Genomic DNA, 16,371 nt, shown 5'->3' on the forward strand with positions numbered 1-16,371 from the left:
GGGTGTCCGGCTCAGATCATAAGCGAGCCGCCGTTGATGTCGTGGATCGCGCCGGTGATGAAGCCCGCGCCACGGCTGGCCAGGAAGCCGACGAGGTTCGCGATGTCCTCGGGCTCGCCGTAGCGATTGACCGGAATCGTGGACTTCAGGCTCTCGATCAGTTCCGGCGGGCTGCCGTCCGACATCGCGCCGGTGATGCGACCGGGGCAGACGGAATTGACGGTGATCCCCTCGGGTGCGACTTCCTTGGCGAAGCTGCGGGTCAGGCCGAGGATGCCGGTCTTGGTGACGACATAGTGAACCCCGGCGACGTTCGCGGGTGATCGCCCGCCGCGCGACGAGATGTTGACGATCCGGCCCCAGCCGGCCTTGCGCATCGGTGGCAGGCAGATCTGCGACATGCGGAACGGGCCGGTGATGTTCACGTCCATCACCCAGTTCCATTCGTCCAGTGCCATCTCGGAGGGCTTGGCCGACTTGCGCGTGTCCGGCTGCTTGGGCGAGATGCCCGCGTTGTTCACCAGCACCGCGATCCGGTCGAAGTCCGTGGCCCCGACCCGCTGCCGGAAGGACGAGCGGCTTTCCTCGTCGCCCACGTCCAGCTTCAGGCCCACGGTGTCGTAGCCCTTGGCATTCAGCCCGTCCGACGCCGCCTTGACCTCGTCCTCGAGGATATCGGTCATCACGATCCGGTAGCCCATCGAAGCCAGCTTGTCGGAAATCGCCAGCCCCATGCCCCGGCAGGCGCCGGTGACAACCGCGACCTTGCCGTCGCCTTCGTTTACATAGTCGGCCATGAGAACACCTGTCCGTAGGTTTCGAGGGGGGTGAGCGAAGGCCGGAAGGCGTTCGCCATCGTTTCGTTGAGGCTTTCCAGCGACCAGCCTTCGGAATTGTGGATCGACCGGATCGGGCGGGGCTGGGAGTAGAGGTAGACCTCGTTGCCGCGCACCCCGATGATCTGGCCGTTGATGTCGGCGGCCGCGTCCGAGACGAGGAATGCCGCGACCGGGGCGATCTGTTCGTTGGTGCCCTGCGTGGACCGATACTTGCGGAAATCGGTGTTCGATCCGGGCGCGTCGTATTCGGATTTGCGGAAGGCGTTGATCAGTTCCCACTGGCGCGAGGTGGCCGAGGGCGCCATGCAGTTCGACCGGATGTTGCCGTGCCGGGACATGTCGAAGGCGATGATCTTGGACAGCGACATGATCCCGCCCTTGGCGGTGCCGTAGTTCGCCACGCCCATCGACCCGATCAGCCCGGTGGTCGAGGTCATGTGCAGGAACGCGCCCGTCCCTTGTTTGACGAAATGCGGCGCGGCGGCGCGGCTGGTGTTCCAAGTGCCGTATAGGTGCGTGTTGACGACGAGGTCGAATTCCTCGGGCGTCATCTTCTCAAAGGCCGCGTGGCGCATCACGCCCGCGCAGTTGATCAGCGCGTCGATCTTGCCAAAGCTGTCCAGCGCGCTCTGGATGATCTTCTGCGCGCTGTCCCAGTCCGCGACGCTGTCGGTGTTCGCCACCGCCTCGCCGCCCGCCGCGCGGATCTCGGCCGCGACGGTTTCCGCCGGCCCGCTGTCGGTGCCCTTGCCGTCGGGCGAGGTGCCGATGTCGTTGACCACGACCCTGGCCCCGTGGGCCCCGGCGAACAGGCCGGTCGCCCGGCCGATGCCGCTGCCGCCGCCGGTGATGACGACGGTCTTGCCTTCGAGATAGCTCATCTCTCCTCCTCAGAGATCGAGGCCCAGCCGGTAGACCCGGTCGGCCGTTCCGGCAAAGAGCGCCGCACGCTCCGCCGCCGTATGGTTCGCCGTCAGGCGCTTGAACGCGTTCCACAGCGGCACGTAGCCGACCGCGCCCTTGTCGACGGGGAAGTTGCTTTCGAACATCGCGCGGTCGGGGCCGAAGGCCTCGATGCAGGTTTCGACATAGGGGCCGATGGCATTGGCGATCTGTTCGCCGGTCGGACCGGCGGGCAGGTGTTCGAAGCCGAAGCCGAGGTTGTGCATCCCGACGCCGCCGACCTTGATCGACACGTTCGGGCACTTGCCGATCTCGCGCATCGCGGCGGACCATTCGGCAAAGACCTGATCGCGGCGGCTGGCATAGCCCTTGATCCCAAGCGGCCCGCCGATGTGGTTCAGGACGATCGGCTGGTCCGGGAAGGCGCGGGCGAGGTCCAGCGCCTCGGTCAGCTGCGTGTGGAAGGCATAAAGGTCATAGCTCAGCCCGCGCGGGGCCAGTTGCGCGAAACCCTCGCGCCACGTCGCGTCCAGCAGGCGGCCCGGCGGGATGGAGCCGAAGCTGGCGCTGATCTCGGGATCGTAGGTGGTCATGTCGCGGATGCCCTTGACCAGTCCCGGCCCGGCCTCGAGATGCGCGTCCAGCACCTCGGCCACCGCCGCGCCCTGCATCATGTTCGCATGCGCCACCATGCCCGCGCAGACCTTGGGGCTGTCGGCGGGCAGGGCGGCGACGAAGTCGCGGACGAACTCGGTCTCGCCGACGAACTTCAGATGCTCGGGCCCGGACTGGCGGTAATGCGAGCGGCACTGGACGAAGACGGTGGCGACCACGTTGTGCCCGGCGGTGACGTCGGCGAGGATCTCGTCGGTCAGGTAGCGTTCGTGGGGGCGGTTCCACAGGTGGTGGTGCGGATCGACGATGGGCAGGTCCGGTTCCAGCGCCGCCTCGTCGGTCCTGGCCAGCCAGTCTTCGCGGACGGGGAGGGCGGGGGGCGGGAAGTCCTTCGCGGTCGGATCGAAATCTTGCATGTGCCGTTCCTGAATGCGTTTCGGGGCGAGACTGCGCGCGGCCCCTCGGGCTGTCAGCCCGGCGCGGGGCACTTAACACAACCTTGGTAACCCGTGGTCCGGACCCCGGATGCGCCCCGCCGGTTCTGGACTGGTGCCATGAAATCCGGCACCTCATGCAGGCCGGCCCCATCGTTGCGCCCCCGTCCCGGTGCTATCCGCTTGGCGGATTGAATCGACATGACGTGCCGGTAAAGTGAGCTGGGACAGACAGGGTGTGTGACAGGAGGTTTCCGTGGCGATCGAATGGATAGAGACCCCGCGCGGCGCGTTCAGGTTCGAGCTGACGGGTCAGGGCGACCGCCCTGTCATCGTGTTGATGCACGAGATGGGCGGCAGTCTGGACAGCTGGAATATGGTCATGCCGCGCCTTGCCGTGACGCACCGGATCCTGCGCTACGACGCGCGGGGTTTCGGCAATTCGGTCAAGCTGACCGGGCCGCTGACGATGGATGACTGGGTGGCCGATCTTGCCGCGTTGCTGGATGCGCTGTGGATCCGCAGGCCCTGCGAACTGGTCGGCACGGCGCTGGCCGGTGGCGCTGCTCTGGCCTTCGCCGCCGCGCATCCCGAGCGCACCAGCGCGGTGCTGGCCACTTCGCCCGTGACCGAGGTGCTGCCCGAGCGGCGGCCGGCCATCGCTGACCTTGCCGACCGGATGGAGCGGGACGGGATGATGCCGCTGGTCGGGTCGCTCGATACCTCGTATCCGGAAATCCTGCGCACCGATCCGGCCGCCTTCGCCGCCTTCCGCGCGCGCTGGCTGGCGAACGATCCGCGCAGTTTCGCGGAAACCTATCGGATGCTGTCGCGACTCGATCTGCGGGACGACCTGCGGCGGATCACCCGGCCGGTGCAGCTGATCGGCGCGACCCACGATGCCCTGCGGCCCCCGGCACTGGTCGAGCCGCTGCGCGACCTGATCCCCGGCGCGTCCTATCGCGAGGTGAACAGCGGGCATTTCATGGCCGTGCAGACGCCGGACCTGTTCCTCGACATCGCGACGAAATGGCTGGCCGAGCCGCGTCAGCCCGTCTCGGCCGCGCCTCTTTCGTAGAGGACCGGCGTGCCGTGCGGGGTCGCACGGGCCGCGCGCTGCCATTGTGCCGCCGCGGCGTCGACTGCCGGTGCGGGCGCGCTGCCGTCGCGGTTCAGAAAGTCCTCCAGCGTGGCGAGCCATGCGGTGAAGTACTGCGCCGCATGATCCTCGGTCGTCGCGGCCGAGGGCAGGGCGGTGTCACGGCCCAGCCGTGCGCCGAAGGCCGCCGCCCAGTCGGTCCAGCTGAACGCGCCCGCCTCGTGCAGTGACACGACCAGCGCAAAGGCGCGGGCCTGCCACGGCGCGTGAAAGCGGGGTTCGGTGTCGCTGCCGGTGATGCCGGGGATACGCGGCAGGGCGGGGATGTCACAGGCGGTCAAGGTAGGGCTCCCACACGTCGATCGTCACTTCGTCCGCCGGATGCTCCGCCGCATCGCCCCAGAGCGTGCCTGCCCGGAACCCCACGGTATAGAGCCAGTGCGCCGTGTCCCTGTCACCCTTGGCCGAGGTGTCGGCGAAGACGTGATAGCCCTGCACCGCGACGATCCAGCCTTCCTTGTCCCGCGCGTAGGCGGGCAGGCGGATATGGCCGCGCGGCTGCAGGTTCCGGGTCCGCACCCTGTCACCCGGCGCGAGCGCGGGGCGCACGTCGCCCGGCGGCCGGTCGACCGGCCCGCCGCGCTTCAGCGTCGCGGGGACGTCTTCGGCGGTCAGGCAGCGGCCCGCCGGGGTCGTGGCCGTATTCCCCGCGTGGCCGGTCGCGAATTCTTCGGACGTTACGAGGCCCTTGGTCTGCAGCAGCGACCGGAGCCCGGCCAGCCAGATCTGGAAGTAGCTGAGGCTGTGGTATTCGGACGGCGAACGGTTCTCGCGGGCGAAGCGGCTTTCGTCGATGGTCCAGTGTCCGCCCGCGCCCGCCGCGATGGTGATCGCCATCGCGCGTTCCTCCCAGCCTTCCGCGCCTGAGTGATAGGGGGCCGCGTTCGCGCCGGGATCGACCGGCCCGAACCCGTGCATGCCGCCGATGTCGTGCGGTCCGTTCATGCCGACGCACCGGGGCTGAGGGGCAGACCGGTGCCGATCATGCTGTCGCGCGTCACTAGGTCGATCAGCTGTTCCCTGGTCATCGCCTCGGTGCCCTCGGGGCGCATCGGCACGACGAGGTAGCGCATCTCGGCGGTCGAGTCCCAGACCCGGACCGACTGGCCTTCGGGCAGGGTGACGCCGAACTCGGCCAGCACCGCGCGCGGTTCGCGGACGGCGCGGGCGCGGTAGGGGGTGGACTTGTACCAGACCGGCGGCAGGCCGAGCACCGCCCACGGGTAACAGGAGCACAGGGTGCAGACGACCATGTTGTGCCGCTCGGGCGTGTTGAAGACGGCCATCATGTGCTCGCCCTGACGTCCGGTGTAGTCCATCGAGGCGATGGCCGCCGTCGCGTCCTTTTCCAGCCAATCGCGGAAATCGGGATCGGTCCAGGCCCGTGCCACGACTTCGGCCCCCCGGCGGGGGCCGACCTGCGTCTCGTAGGTTTCGATGATCGCGTCCAGCGCGGCGGGCTGGACGATGCCCTTCTCGGTCAGCAGCGTTTCCAGCGCCATGACGCGGGCGGTCATGTCGTCCAGTTCGCTGCCGTGGTCGTGATCGTGGTCGTGGTGATCGTGCGGCATGGCCGGGCCTCGCTGCGATGCGCCCTTCGGGCTGTCAGGCAAATGCGTAGCAAGCGGGCGCGGCGGCGTCCACCGGGCTCACTCCACCTCGCGCGTCGCGATGCGGTCGCCATCCGCCAGCGCGGGCGGCGGATAGAGCACGACCTGAGCGCCCTCGGCCAGACCGTCCAACACCTCGGCCCCGATCCCGTTGTCGCGCCCGATCTCCACCGTGCGCTGCCGTGCGTGGCCGTCCTCGGCGGCGAAGACGGCCCAGCCTGTGCCATCCCGGAACAGAGCCGACGAGGGCACCACCAGCGCATCCTCCGCCTCCCACACCACGATCCGCGCCGCGACGCGGTAGCCGTGGCCAAGCCCCGGCCGCGTCTCGGGCGGGCTGTCGAGGCGGACGATCACGTGCACCCGCTGTTCCTCGACGCCCAGAGCTGAGACCTTGGTCTGCGCATAGGGTTCGATCCGGGTGACGGTCCCAGCCAGAGCTTCGGGGCCGCCCCAGTTCTCGATCAGCACGGGCATGTCCTGCGCCACCTGCACCGCGTCGGGAGAGATCAGGTCGACCTCGACCTCGAGCCCGTCGTCGATATTGCCGATCTCCAGCACCGGAGCCCCTGCGGCCAGCACAGTCTCGTCCGCCTGCATAACCCGCAGGATCACACCGTTCGCGGGCGCGTAGATCGGCATCTCATCGCCCATCTTGCCCTCCAGCGCGTCGATCAGCCCGCGGTCGTCAAAGCCGATAAGCTGCGCCTGCGCACTCTGCAGTTCCGCCCGGCGCTGCGCGATCGCGGCCTCGGCTGTGCGGCGGCGCGCCTCGGCGGATTTCGCGGCGCTTTCGGCGCGGTCCAGCGCGGCGCGGCTGACCGTGCCACTTTCCGCCAGCCTGCGGGTCCGCTCCAGATCCGACTGCGCCAGTTCCACTGCTGCCACGGCCTCGGCCAAGGCGGCCTCGGCCACCTTCAGCGCCGCCTGCGCCGCCTCGACCGCCGCCATCGCCTGTTCGCGCGTGCGCACGTCCAGCGCCGCCGGGTTGGCCGGGCGCATCCGCGCCACCACCGTTGCACCGCCGGTCACCGGGTCGCCCGGATGCGCCTCGATCCGCAGCAACAGCCCGGCGACGGGGGTCGAGACGACATAGGCCTCGGCCACCCGCGTGCGGCCTTCCTCGTCAATCGTCACGGTCAGCGTCCCGCGCCGCACCTCGCCCATGTCGACCATCACCGGGCGGGGCCAGAAGGCGAAGGCCAGCGCACCCACAACCGCAAGGGCGGCGGCAGTGACGAGGACGGGGCGGGACAATGTCTTGCGCGGCATGGATCACTCCCTTGTCTTCAGCGCCAGAACGAGGTCGGCGCGGTCGAGGTCCCGCTTGATCAGCCAGCCGGACACCAGCGCCGCGCCCACGATGAAGAGCGCGGCAAAGCCGTGGCTGAACGGGTCGTAGCCCGCGGGGATCTGGTAGAGTTCGGTCGAAAATCCCTCGGCGATGGCCTGCGCCAGTCCGTAGCCCGCCAACGATCCGACGGGCAGGGAGGCCAGCGTGATGAGGCCCAGTTCGCCCAGCAGGACAAAGGCCGCCTCGGCGCGGGTGAAGCCCATCACGCGGAGCGAGGCGAGGTCGTGGGCGCGTTCGTCATAGGCGATCCGCGCGGCGTTGAAGACGATGCCGAAGGTGATGATGAAGGCGATGGCGCCCATGATGTAGCGGGCCGATCCGGCGCCCTGATCCATCAGCTTCTGCAGCGAGGCCTGCATGTCTTCGGCTACGCTGACCCCCGCGACGGCCGGCATGTCCTTGAGGCTGAGCCAGATCGCGTCGGCCTGCGCGGCATCCACCCGGACATGCAGGCCCGAGATCAGGCCGGGTTCGCGCATCGCGCGGTTCAGGCTGTCGATCCGCATGTAGGCCGGTGCGCCCAGCAGTGTCCGGGCGACCTGCGTCACAGGGACTTCCAGCACCGGCTGGCGGCCGTTCGTCACCTCGATCCTCAGCATGTCGCCCGCGCGGACCTGCAGCACGTCCGCCAGCGCCTCGCCCAGCACCACGCCCTCGGCGGGCAGGGGGATCGGGCGCTGGTCGGCGTCGATGGCGCGGGTCATCTCGGGCGCGGCGGGCATGCCGGTGATCGCGCCGCGATGGCTCAGCCGCCCGTTGCGCAGGATGGCGGGGACGTCGCGCATCGGCTCCACCTGAAGGACACCGGGGATGCGGGCCAGCGAAAACGCCGCCCGCTCGCTCAGCGGATGGGTGAAGAGGACGGTGGCGTCACTGCGGTCGACGACCGAGAAGTTCATCTCCATCACCCGGTCGAACGAGGTGTAGATCGTCGTCATTCCCGCCGACAGAGCCATCCCCGCCGCGATCCCCGCTGCGAGGGCCGCCGCGCGCAGCGGCTGGCGGCTGAGACCGCGCAGGACCATGCGCGTCGGCTGGTCCAGCCTGCGCCCCACGGGGCCGTCGAGCCGGATCGAGCGGCTGAAATCGCCCGGCGCGGGCGGGCGCATCGCCTCGGCAGGGGCCAGCCGGAACACCCGGCGCAGCACGAACAGCCCGCCCGCCGAGGCGGCAAGGACGGAGGCCGCGACGCCGGTTGCAAAGGCCGCCGGGTCCGGGCGAAAGACGAGGAAGGGGAAGTTGTAGAAGGTCGTGTAGACCCCGATCATCGCCCGGCCCGAGGCGATCCCGCCAAGGCACCCTGCCAGCGCGCCGCCGATGGCGATGATCATCACCAGCTTGAAGTAATGCGCCCCGACCTCGGCCCCGGTGTAGCCGAAGGCCTTGAGCAGGCCGATCTCCTCGCGCTCGGACTGCACCATGCGGCTGACGACGATGTAGAGGATGAAGGCCGCCACGGCGAGGAAGATGGGCGGCATCACCCGGCTCATGGTTCTCAGGCCGTTGATCTCCTCGGTGACGAAACGGTCGGACACCAGCTGATCGCGCCCGTAGGCCCCGGTTCCGCCCCAGGGCCGCAGGATGGCGTCGATACGGTCGATCACCGCCTGTTCCGAGGCGCCGCGAGCCAGCGTGACCAGCGTCTCGTTGAACGCGCCGTCCATATCGTAAGCGGCGGCCAGCGCGGCGCGGGGCATCCACAGCACGGCGAAGCGCGCGGCGTCCGGCATCATCTCGCCCGGCACGGCGGTATAGAGCATGTCCGGCGCCTGCGCGGTGCCCGCGATCCTCAACACACGGCGGGCCCCGTTCAGCGTGACCGTCAGCCTGTCGCCGGGGCCGAGGCCGTGCGCCTTGGCAAAGCCCTCGATCAGCAGCGCCTCGTCCCGCGCGGCCGGATCGGGCAGCGCGCCCGAAATCATGTAGACCGCGTTCAGCCCGCGTTCGGACCGGTCGGGCAGGGACAGGGCGCGGGCCTGCAGGGGCACCGCTTCGTCCGGCATGTCGATCAGCGCCGCGCCCGCGATCCGGCCTTCGGCGCGGGCGACACCGGGGATCGCGGCGATCCGCGCCAGTTCCGCTTCGGGCGCGCGGGTGAGCGGGGCAAAGACCTCGGCCAGCCGGTTGCGCTCGTAATAGGCGCGGCGGGTTTCGGTGAGCGAGGCGACGAGGCCGCTCATCATGACCTGCAGCAGAACGCCCGTCGCGATCACCGCACCGATGGCGATGACCTGCGCCTTCATCCGGCGCAGGTCGCGCAGGAGTTTCCGGTCGAGCGGGCTCACCACACGATCTCCGCCGGGGGCTTGCGCTGGCCGTTCTCGACCACCTCTCGGATCGCGCCGTCTGCCAGCCGGATCACCCGGTGCGCCATGTCGGCGATATTGGCGGCATGGGTCACCATCAGGATCGTGGTGCCGAGCCGGGCGTTCACCTCGTTCAGCACCTCGAGCACCGTCCGCCCCGTCGCGCTGTCGAGCGCGCCGGTCGGTTCGTCGCAGAACATCACCTCGGGCTGCTTGGCCACGGCGCGGGCGATGGCGACGCGCTGCTGCTCGCCGCCCGAAAGCTGGGCGGGGAAGTGATCCACCCGCGCGCCGAGGCCGACCAGCTCCAGCGCCTCTTCGGCGCGCATCGGGTTGCGGGCGATCTCGGTCACCAGCTCCACGTTCTCGCGGGCGGTGAGCGAGGGCATCAGGTTGTAGAACTGGAAGACGAAGCCGATGTGGTCGCGCCGGTAGCGCGTCAGCCGCGCATCCGTCATCGCCGTCAGGTCCATGTCGCGAAAATGCGCGGTGCCCGAGGTGGCGCGGTCCAGCCCGCCGAGGATGTTGAGCAGGGTCGACTTGCCGGAGCCGGACGCGCCCAGCATCACCACGATCTCGCCGGCCGGGATCTCGACATCCACGCCGCGCAGGGCGTGGACGGCGGAATGGCCTTCGCCGTAGGTGCGGGTCAGGCCGCGGGTGGTGAAATCGGCGGTCATGGCCGCATGCGCTCCGACGAAAGGGGTTCGGATTCGCCGGAAAGTTAACACGGCCCCGCAGGGCCGTGTTTGATCGGTGTCAGGTTCAGGTCTTGGCCAGCCGGTAGATTGCGGGGATCACCAGCACGGTCAGCGCGGTTGAGGACAGCAGCCCGAACAGCAGCGAGATGGCGAGCCCCTGGAAGATCGGATCGACAAGGATCACCGCCGCCCCGATCATCGCCGCCAGCGCGGTCAGCAGGATCGGCTTGAACCGCGTCGCGCCCGCCTCGATCAGGATGTCGATCGTCACCTTGCCGTCCGGATCCGCGTGGCGGATGAAGTCCACCAGCAGGATGGAGTTCCGCACGATGATCCCCGCCAGCGCGATGAAGCCGATCATCGAGGTGGCCGAGAACGGCGCGCCGAACAGCCAGTGGCCGATCATGATCCCGAGGAACGTCAGCGGCACCGGGGTCAGGATCACCAGCGGCAGGCGGAAGCTGCCGAACTGCGCGACGACGAGGATGTAGATCCCCAGAAGCGCCACGCCGAAGGCCGCCCCCATGTCGCGGAACGTGACCCACGTCACCTCCCACTCGCCGTCCCACAGGAGGACCGGCTGGTCGGTCTCGACCGGCTGGCCGTGCAGGCTGATGAGGGGCTTGGTGCCCTCGGCCCAGTCCATCTGGTCGAGCTTTTCGGCCACGGCCAGCATGCCGTAGAGCGGCGCCTCGTAATCGCCGGCCAGTTCGCCGGTGACCATGACGGTGTCCAGCCCGTTATGCCGGAAGATCGGGAAGGACGCGCGTTCCTCGCTGATCGAGACGACGTCGCCCAGTTCGACCACGCCGCGCCCGCCGGGCAGGGCGTTGGCCGGGACCGGCGTCGACAGGGCCGCGGCGTTCATCACCTGATCCGCGCGGTCGCGGGCGACCACGATGGGGATCGGGCGGCGGCCGTCGCCCCGGTGGGAATAGCCCACCGTGACCGAACCGTTGAGCAGCCGAAGCGTTTCCAGAACGTCCGCCTCCTGCACCTTGTAGAAGTCGAGGTCCGAGGCGTTCAGTTCCGCCCTTAGCCGCCGGGGCTGCGTGCCGAAGCTGTCGTCGGTGTCGACCACATAGGCCACGTCCTCGAACGCCGCGCGCACCTTGCCCGCCACCTCGCGCCGCGTCTCGGCGTCGGGGCCGTAGATCTCGGCCAGCAGCGTTGCGATGACCGGCGGGCCCGGCGGGGGTTCGACCGTCTTGACGACCGTCCCTTCCGGCATCGCGATCCCGGCCAGTCTCTCCCGCAGGTCGAGCGCGATGTCATGGCTCGTCCGGTCGCGGTCGGTCTTGGGCAGCAGGTTCAGCTGCACGTCGCCCATCTCGGGGTTCTGGCGCAGGTAGTAGTGGCGCACCAGCCCGTTGAAGTTGAAGGCCGACGCAGTGCCCGCATGGGTCTGGGCCGAGACGACCTCGGGCAGCTGCATCGCCACCCGTGCGGCTTCCTGCGCGACGGCATCCGTCGCCTCGACGCTCGATCCCTCGGGCAGGTCGATGACGATGGACAGCTCCGACTTGTTGTCGAAGGGCAGCAGCTTGACCGTCACGTCCTTGGTGTAGAGCAGCCCGAGCGAGCCGAAGGACAGCACCGCGACGATGACGAGGAACAGCAGGCTGCCGGACTTCGTCCGCAGGATCGGCCGGGCGAAGCGGGCATAGAGCCGCCCGAGCCGCCCGCCGGGGATGCCGTCGCCGTGGTCCTCGTGGTGCAGCGACGCGCGGCCCGCGATCTTGAGCATCAGCCAGGGCGTGATGATGACCGCCACGAAGAACGAGAAGATCATCGCGGCCGAGGCGTTCGCGGGGATCGGGCTCATGTAAGGCCCCATCAGCCCCGAGACGAAGAGCATCGGCAGCAGTGCTACGACCACGGTCAGCGTGGCGACGATGGTCGGGTTGCCGACCTCGGCCACGGCGGCGACGGTCGCGCCGAAGCGGCTCTGGCCTTCCGACTTCATGCCCCAGTGGCGGGCGATGTTCTCGATCACCACGATGGCGTCGTCGACGAGGATCCCGATGGAAAAGATCAGCGCGAAGAGCGAGACGCGGTTCAGGGTGTAGCCCATGATATGCGCCGCGAAGAGCGTCAGCAGGATCGTCACCGGGATGACGATGGCCACGACGATCGCCTCGCGCCAGCCGATGGCGAAGAACACCAGCGCGACAATCGAGATGGTGGCGAGCGCGAGGTGGAACAGCAGTTCGTTCGCCTTCTCATCCGCCGTCTCGCCGTAGTCGCGGGTGATCTCGACGGCGATGGTGCCGGGGATCTCCTTGCCCGCCATCGCGTGGACGCGGTGCAGCACCTCTTCGGCCACGGTCACGGCGTTCGCGCCGGCGCGCTTGGCGATGGCCAGCGTCACTGCCGGGGCGCGGGTGACCGTGCCGTCTTCGGCGCGGGTCAGGGTGGCGACGTGCAACTCGTCCAGATCGCTGACCAGAGAGACGTCGGCGACGTCACGGACATAGATGGTCCGCCCGTCGCGGGTGGTCAGTTCCAAGTTGCCGATCTCCTCGGGCGTGGTCAGCGTCTTGCCGATCACCAGCCCGACCTGTTCGCCCTGATCGCGCAGCGTGCCCGCCGGGGCCGCGCTGTTCGCGCCCTGCACCTTGCCGGCGAGCTGTTGCAGCGTCACGCCGTAGAGCGCCAGTTTCTCCGGATCCGGTGCGACGCGCAGCGCCTCGCCGGTGGCGCCGATCAGGTAGGTCAGGCCCACGTTCTCGATCGCGGCCAGCCGCACCTCGACCTCGCGCGCGACGCGGGTCAGGTCGGCGGCGGTGATCGCATCCTGTCCGGGCCGGGGCGAGAAGGTGAGCGAGACGATGGCGACGTCGTTGATCCCGCGCCCGACGACCAGCGGCTGCGGGATACCCACGGGGATGCGGTCGAGATTGGCGAGGATCCGGTCGCGCACCCGCAGGATCGCGGTGTCGGCGGGGATGCCGACCTCGAACCGGGCGGTGACCATGACGCGGTCGTCGCGGGTGTCGGAATAGACGTGTTCGACGTTGTCGATGCCCTTGACGATGTTTTCCAGCGGCTCGGTCACCAGCTTGACGGCATCCTCGGCGCGCAGGCCGTCGGCCTGGACGTGAATGTCGACCAGCGGGACCGAGATCTGCGGCTCTTCCTCGCGCGGGAGGCTGATCAGCGCGATCAGGCCGACGGCGAGCGAGGCCATCAGGATCAGCGGCGTCAGCGGTGAAACGAGGAAAGCGCGCGTCAGCCGGCCCGCGATCCCCAGTGCCCCGTCGGGCTTGTGTCCGTCAGTCATGATCCGTCACCACCGTGTCGCCGGCGGCAAGGCCGGTCAGGATTTCACGCATGTCTTGGCCATCCACCGTCACCGCCTCGCCCGGCACCACGGCGCGGGACAGGGGGCCCCCGGCGGTTTCGACCGTCACGAAGTCCAGCCCGCCGTGGCGGTGCAGGGCCCCGGCGGGCACGAGGATCGCGGCGCGTTCGCCAACCGGCAGCCGGACCGGCATCCGCAGCCCGACGAAGCGGGGATCGAGGCCCTCGACCTCGACATCCGCCGCGACCCGGCCGCCTTCGATGGCGGGATAGATCTTGGCCAGCGTGCCCGTGGCGGTGCCGTCGTTCCCCTCGATCTCGATCCGATCGCCTTCGGCCAGCGCGGTCGCGTGGCGCTCCGGAACGGCAAGGCGCAGGAAGACGCCGCCGCCACCGATCACCGCCACGGCCTCGCCGGGGTTCATGACGGAGCCGCGCGACACCGGCACGTCCAGCACGATGCCGCTTTCGGGGGCCAGCACCGCGCCCTCGGCGATCTGGCGCTGAACGACCTGGCGTTCGGCCTCGGTCCCGGTGATCTCGCCGGTGATGACGTCGACGGCCGTCTGCAGCGCCTCGAGCCGCTGGCCCGAGATCACGCCGCGTTCCATCAGCTGCTGGCCGCGTTCCAGATCGGCCTGCGCGGTGGTCAGCCGCGACCTCAGCGCCTCCAGCCGGGCGTCGAGCGCGTCGATCTGGAAGGCCAGCTTGTCATCCTCGATCCGGGCGATGGTCTGTCCGGCCTCGACCCGGTCGCCCTCGCTGACGTCCAGCATGACCGCCACGCCGCCGATCCGCGCGCGGGCCGGGATGCGGTCGCGGGTTTCCACCGTGCCGTAGACGGATTTCCATTCGGTGACCGTCTGCGGCGCGATCTGGAGACTGCCCGCAAGGGCGGTCTGGGCGGTCAGCGTCAAGGCGACGGATACGAGAATTGCTTTCATCGGACTCACTCCGCTTCACATTCGTGATGTTGAATGTGTAATTGGGCATCCGCGCCGATAACGCAAGTGTGTTCTTGCCGATTTCCCCCGAACCGCGGCGGAATCTGCATATGTGGCGCCCCGGACCTGCGACATTCTGTCAATTCTGGGGTTCACAAGAGGGCCGAACCGGGCTATCCGGTCCGCGCAATACATGCAGGAGGCATGCGAATGACAACGCCAAGGATTTCATACCGGGCTTAACGCCGGTCCTTGGCATGGGCCGGCCAGACGCCGCGCCCCGTCTCATTCGCAGTCCCATTTTTCGCCCGCCGGAGGGCAGCATGTACCGCTTCTTTGAAAATCTCGTCGATCCGTTCACCAACGTCCCCACGGGCACGCCGCCCGCGACGCTGCTGGCCTACATGAAGACCCAGATCGCGCCGTTCCGGCACCTCGTGCCGTGGATCGCGCTGTCGGGCCTGCTGGTCGCGCTCGTCGAAGGCGGGCTGATCTGGTACGGCGGACGGCTCATCGACATGATGAACGGCGCGGGGCCTGCGGGGTTCTGGGCCGCCCACGGAACCGAGGCGCTGCTGGTCGCGGCGGGGATCCTGTTCCTGCGGCCTGCCTTCATCGGGCTGAACTCGCTGCTGTTGGGGCAGACGCTGTCGTCGAACCTGTCCGAACAGGCGCGGTGGCGGGCGCACAAGCACATGCTGGGTCAGTCGGCGTCCTTCTTCCAGAACGACTTTGCCGGACGGCTGGCGAACCGCGTGATGCAGATGGGGCCGGCGGTCGAGGACAGCATCTTCATGATGTTCGAGGCGCTGTGGTTCGCCGCCAGCTACATGCTGGGCGCGGCGCTGATCCTCGGTGACGTGCATCCCGCGCTGCTGATCCCGCTGGCGCTGTGGCTGGTGGCCTACCTCGCCTACACCCGCTGGATCGCCGTGCGCACCGCCGACGCCTCCGAACGGCATTCCGACGCCCGGTCGCTGGCGACGGGGCGGGTGGTCGACGCCTATGCCAATATCGAGACGGTCAAGTTGTTCGCCCATGGCGCGCGGGAAGAGGACTATGCGCTGTCCGCGATGAAGCGGGTCCGGCTGCGGTTCCAGCGCTTCCTGCGGCTGATGACGCTGATGACATTTGGCCTGAACGTGCTGAACGGCCTGCTGATCGTCGGTGTCATCGCGCCCGCCGTCTGGCTCTGGGCGAACGGCGCGGCGACGGTGGGGCAGGTGACGGCGGCGATCGCGCTGACGATCCGGCTGAACGGCATGTCCGGCTGGATCATGTGGGTCGCCATCCGCCTCTTCGAACATGCGGGCGTGATCCGCGAGGGGCTGCGGTCCATCGCAATTGCGCATTCTGTGATCGACAGGCCCGCCGCGCCCGCGCTGGCGCTGAAGCGGGGCGAGGTGCGATTCGAGGGCGTCAGCCACCATTACGGCAAGGGCGCGGGCGGGCTGGACAACGTCAGCCTGACGATCCCGGCGGGGCAGAAGGTCGGCCTTGTCGGGCGGTCCGGCGCGGGCAAGTCCAGCCTCGTGAACCTGCTGCTGCGGTTCCGCGACGTGGAGCACGGGCGCATCCTGATCGACGGCCAGCCGGTCGGCGCGGTGACGCAGGACAGCCTGCGCGGGATGATCGGCATGGTCACGCAGGACAGCTCGCTGCTGCACCGCTCGGTCCGGGCCAATATCCTCTACGGTCGCCCCGGCGCCACCGAGGCCGAGATGATGCGCGCCGCCGAACGGGCCGAGGCGCATCACTTCATCGACACGCTGACCGACCCCGAGGGGCGGCGCGGCTACGATGCGCAGGTCGGCGAGCGGGGGGTGAAGCTGTCCGGGGGCCAGCGGCAGCGGATCGCGCTGGCGCGGGTGATCCTGAAGGACGCGCCGATCCTGATCCTCGACGAAGCGACCTCGGCGCTCGATTCCGAGGTCGAGGAGGCGATCCAGTCGTCGCTCTACGGCGTGATGGAGGGCAAGACGGTGATCGCCATCGCGCACCGGCTGTCGACTATCGCGCGGATGGACCGGATCGTGGTGCTTGACCGGGGTCGCGTGGCCGAGGACGGCACCCACGACGCGCTGCTGGCGCGGGGCGGGATCTATGCCGGGCTCTGGTCGCGACAGTCCGGCGGGTTCCTCGGGGCCGAGGACGACGTGGCCTGACGCCCCTGTATCGCCCGCGCTGCGGCGCGGGCGATGTG

Annotated in this window: 13 protein-coding genes; 2 read left to right on the forward strand and 11 right to left on the reverse strand. The window is 69.1% G+C overall.

The features are described from left to right. Positions 1-11: 11 nt before the first annotated feature. The 3 genes from ATO6_RS21050 to ATO6_RS21060 are packed head-to-tail and all read right to left on the reverse strand — an operon-like array spanning position 12 to position 2,773. The gene (locus ATO6_RS21050; RefSeq protein ID WP_088626030.1) at positions 12-797 is read right to left on the reverse strand and encodes an SDR family NAD(P)-dependent oxidoreductase; all 786 of its coding nucleotides are present in this window, start codon (positions 795-797) and stop codon (positions 12-14) included. Then, the gene (locus ATO6_RS21055) at positions 782-1,720 is read right to left on the reverse strand and encodes an SDR family NAD(P)-dependent oxidoreductase (RefSeq protein WP_088626031.1); all 939 of its coding nucleotides are present in this window, start codon (positions 1,718-1,720) and stop codon (positions 782-784) included. Before ATO6_RS21055 ends, ATO6_RS21050 begins: the two co-directional genes overlap by 16 nt. 9 nt (positions 1,721-1,729) lie before the next feature. Next, a complete protein-coding gene (locus ATO6_RS21060; RefSeq protein WP_088626032.1) occupies positions 1,730-2,773 on the reverse strand; it encodes an amidohydrolase in 1,044 nt (347 codons plus the stop codon). A gap of 274 nt (positions 2,774-3,047) precedes the next feature. Here ATO6_RS21060 and ATO6_RS21065 point away from each other — a divergent pair, with 274 nt between their 5' ends. Continuing rightward, complete coding sequence (locus ATO6_RS21065) at positions 3,048-3,869, forward strand: alpha/beta fold hydrolase (RefSeq protein ID WP_088626033.1); 822 nt, start codon at positions 3,048-3,050, stop codon at positions 3,867-3,869. Here the strand turns inward: ATO6_RS21065 and ATO6_RS21070 are convergent. From ATO6_RS21070 to ATO6_RS21105, 8 genes are all read right to left on the reverse strand, one after another. Beyond that, a complete protein-coding gene (locus ATO6_RS21070; protein WP_088626034.1) occupies positions 3,839-4,231 on the reverse strand; it encodes a nitrile hydratase accessory protein in 393 nt (130 codons plus the stop codon). The two genes, ATO6_RS21065 and ATO6_RS21070, sit on opposite strands and share 31 nt — an antisense overlap. Continuing rightward, complete coding sequence (nthB, locus tag ATO6_RS21075) at positions 4,218-4,895, reverse strand: nitrile hydratase subunit beta (protein WP_088626035.1); 678 nt, start codon at positions 4,893-4,895, stop codon at positions 4,218-4,220. The genes ATO6_RS21070 and nthB overlap by 14 nt, the downstream gene beginning before the upstream one ends. Beyond that, complete coding sequence (gene nthA, locus ATO6_RS21080) at positions 4,892-5,521, reverse strand: nitrile hydratase subunit alpha (RefSeq protein ID WP_088626036.1); 630 nt, start codon at positions 5,519-5,521, stop codon at positions 4,892-4,894. The genes nthB and nthA overlap by 4 nt, the downstream gene beginning before the upstream one ends. Before the next feature lie 78 nt (positions 5,522-5,599). Continuing rightward, positions 5,600-6,832: an efflux RND transporter periplasmic adaptor subunit gene (locus ATO6_RS21085; protein WP_088626037.1), complete on the reverse strand. Its 1,233-nt coding sequence runs from the start codon at positions 6,830-6,832 to the stop codon at positions 5,600-5,602. Positions 6,833-6,835: 3 nt separating this feature from the next. After that, a complete protein-coding gene (locus tag ATO6_RS21090) occupies positions 6,836-9,199 on the reverse strand; it encodes an ABC transporter permease (protein ID WP_254919230.1) in 2,364 nt (787 codons plus the stop codon). Next, a complete protein-coding gene (locus ATO6_RS21095; RefSeq protein WP_088626039.1) occupies positions 9,196-9,900 on the reverse strand; it encodes an ABC transporter ATP-binding protein in 705 nt (234 codons plus the stop codon). The genes ATO6_RS21090 and ATO6_RS21095 overlap by 4 nt, the downstream gene beginning before the upstream one ends. A gap of 85 nt (positions 9,901-9,985) precedes the next feature. Beyond that, positions 9,986-13,204, reverse strand: a complete 3,219-nt coding sequence (locus ATO6_RS21100; RefSeq protein ID WP_088626040.1) for an efflux RND transporter permease subunit — start codon at positions 13,202-13,204, stop codon at positions 9,986-9,988. Continuing rightward, positions 13,197-14,168, reverse strand: a complete 972-nt coding sequence (locus ATO6_RS21105; RefSeq protein ID WP_088626041.1) for an efflux RND transporter periplasmic adaptor subunit — start codon at positions 14,166-14,168, stop codon at positions 13,197-13,199. The genes ATO6_RS21100 and ATO6_RS21105 overlap by 8 nt, the downstream gene beginning before the upstream one ends. A gap of 323 nt (positions 14,169-14,491) precedes the next feature. Here ATO6_RS21105 and ATO6_RS21110 point away from each other — a divergent pair, with 323 nt between their 5' ends. Continuing rightward, positions 14,492-16,333: an ABC transporter ATP-binding protein gene (locus tag ATO6_RS21110; protein ID WP_088626042.1), complete on the forward strand. Its 1,842-nt coding sequence runs from the start codon at positions 14,492-14,494 to the stop codon at positions 16,331-16,333. The last annotated feature ends 38 nt before the right edge of the window (positions 16,334-16,371 follow it).

The organism is Oceanicola sp. 22II-s10i, from assembly GCF_002210105.1.
In the GTDB taxonomy this organism is placed as follows: domain Bacteria; phylum Pseudomonadota; class Alphaproteobacteria; order Rhodobacterales; family Rhodobacteraceae; genus Pseudooceanicola.

What these genes read in the sequence shown, in the direction of transcription:
- ATO6_RS21055 (WP_088626031.1), bottom strand. Translation starts at nt 1,720, where the DNA reads ATGAGCTATCTCGAAGGCAAGACCGTCGTCATCACCGGCGGCGGCAGC.
- ATO6_RS21060 (WP_088626032.1), bottom strand. Translation starts at nt 2,773, where the DNA reads ATGCAAGATTTCGATCCGACCGCGAAGGACTTCCCGCCCCCCGCCCTC.
- ATO6_RS21105 (WP_088626041.1), bottom strand. Translation starts at nt 14,168, where the DNA reads ATGAAAGCAATTCTCGTATCCGTCGCCTTGACGCTGACCGCCCAGACC.
- ATO6_RS21100 (WP_088626040.1), bottom strand. Translation starts at nt 13,204, where the DNA reads ATGACTGACGGACACAAGCCCGACGGGGCACTGGGGATCGCGGGCCGG.
- ATO6_RS21085 (WP_088626037.1), bottom strand. Translation starts at nt 6,832, where the DNA reads ATGCCGCGCAAGACATTGTCCCGCCCCGTCCTCGTCACTGCCGCCGCC.
- ATO6_RS21110 (WP_088626042.1), top strand. Translation starts at nt 14,492, where the DNA reads ATGTACCGCTTCTTTGAAAATCTCGTCGATCCGTTCACCAACGTCCCC.
- ATO6_RS21050 (WP_088626030.1), bottom strand. Translation starts at nt 797, where the DNA reads ATGGCCGACTATGTAAACGAAGGCGACGGCAAGGTCGCGGTTGTCACC.
- nthA (WP_088626036.1), bottom strand. Translation starts at nt 5,521, where the DNA reads ATGCCGCACGATCACCACGACCACGATCACGACCACGGCAGCGAACTG.
- ATO6_RS21095 (WP_088626039.1), bottom strand. Translation starts at nt 9,900, where the DNA reads ATGACCGCCGATTTCACCACCCGCGGCCTGACCCGCACCTACGGCGAA.
- nthB (WP_088626035.1), bottom strand. Translation starts at nt 4,895, where the DNA reads ATGAACGGACCGCACGACATCGGCGGCATGCACGGGTTCGGGCCGGTC.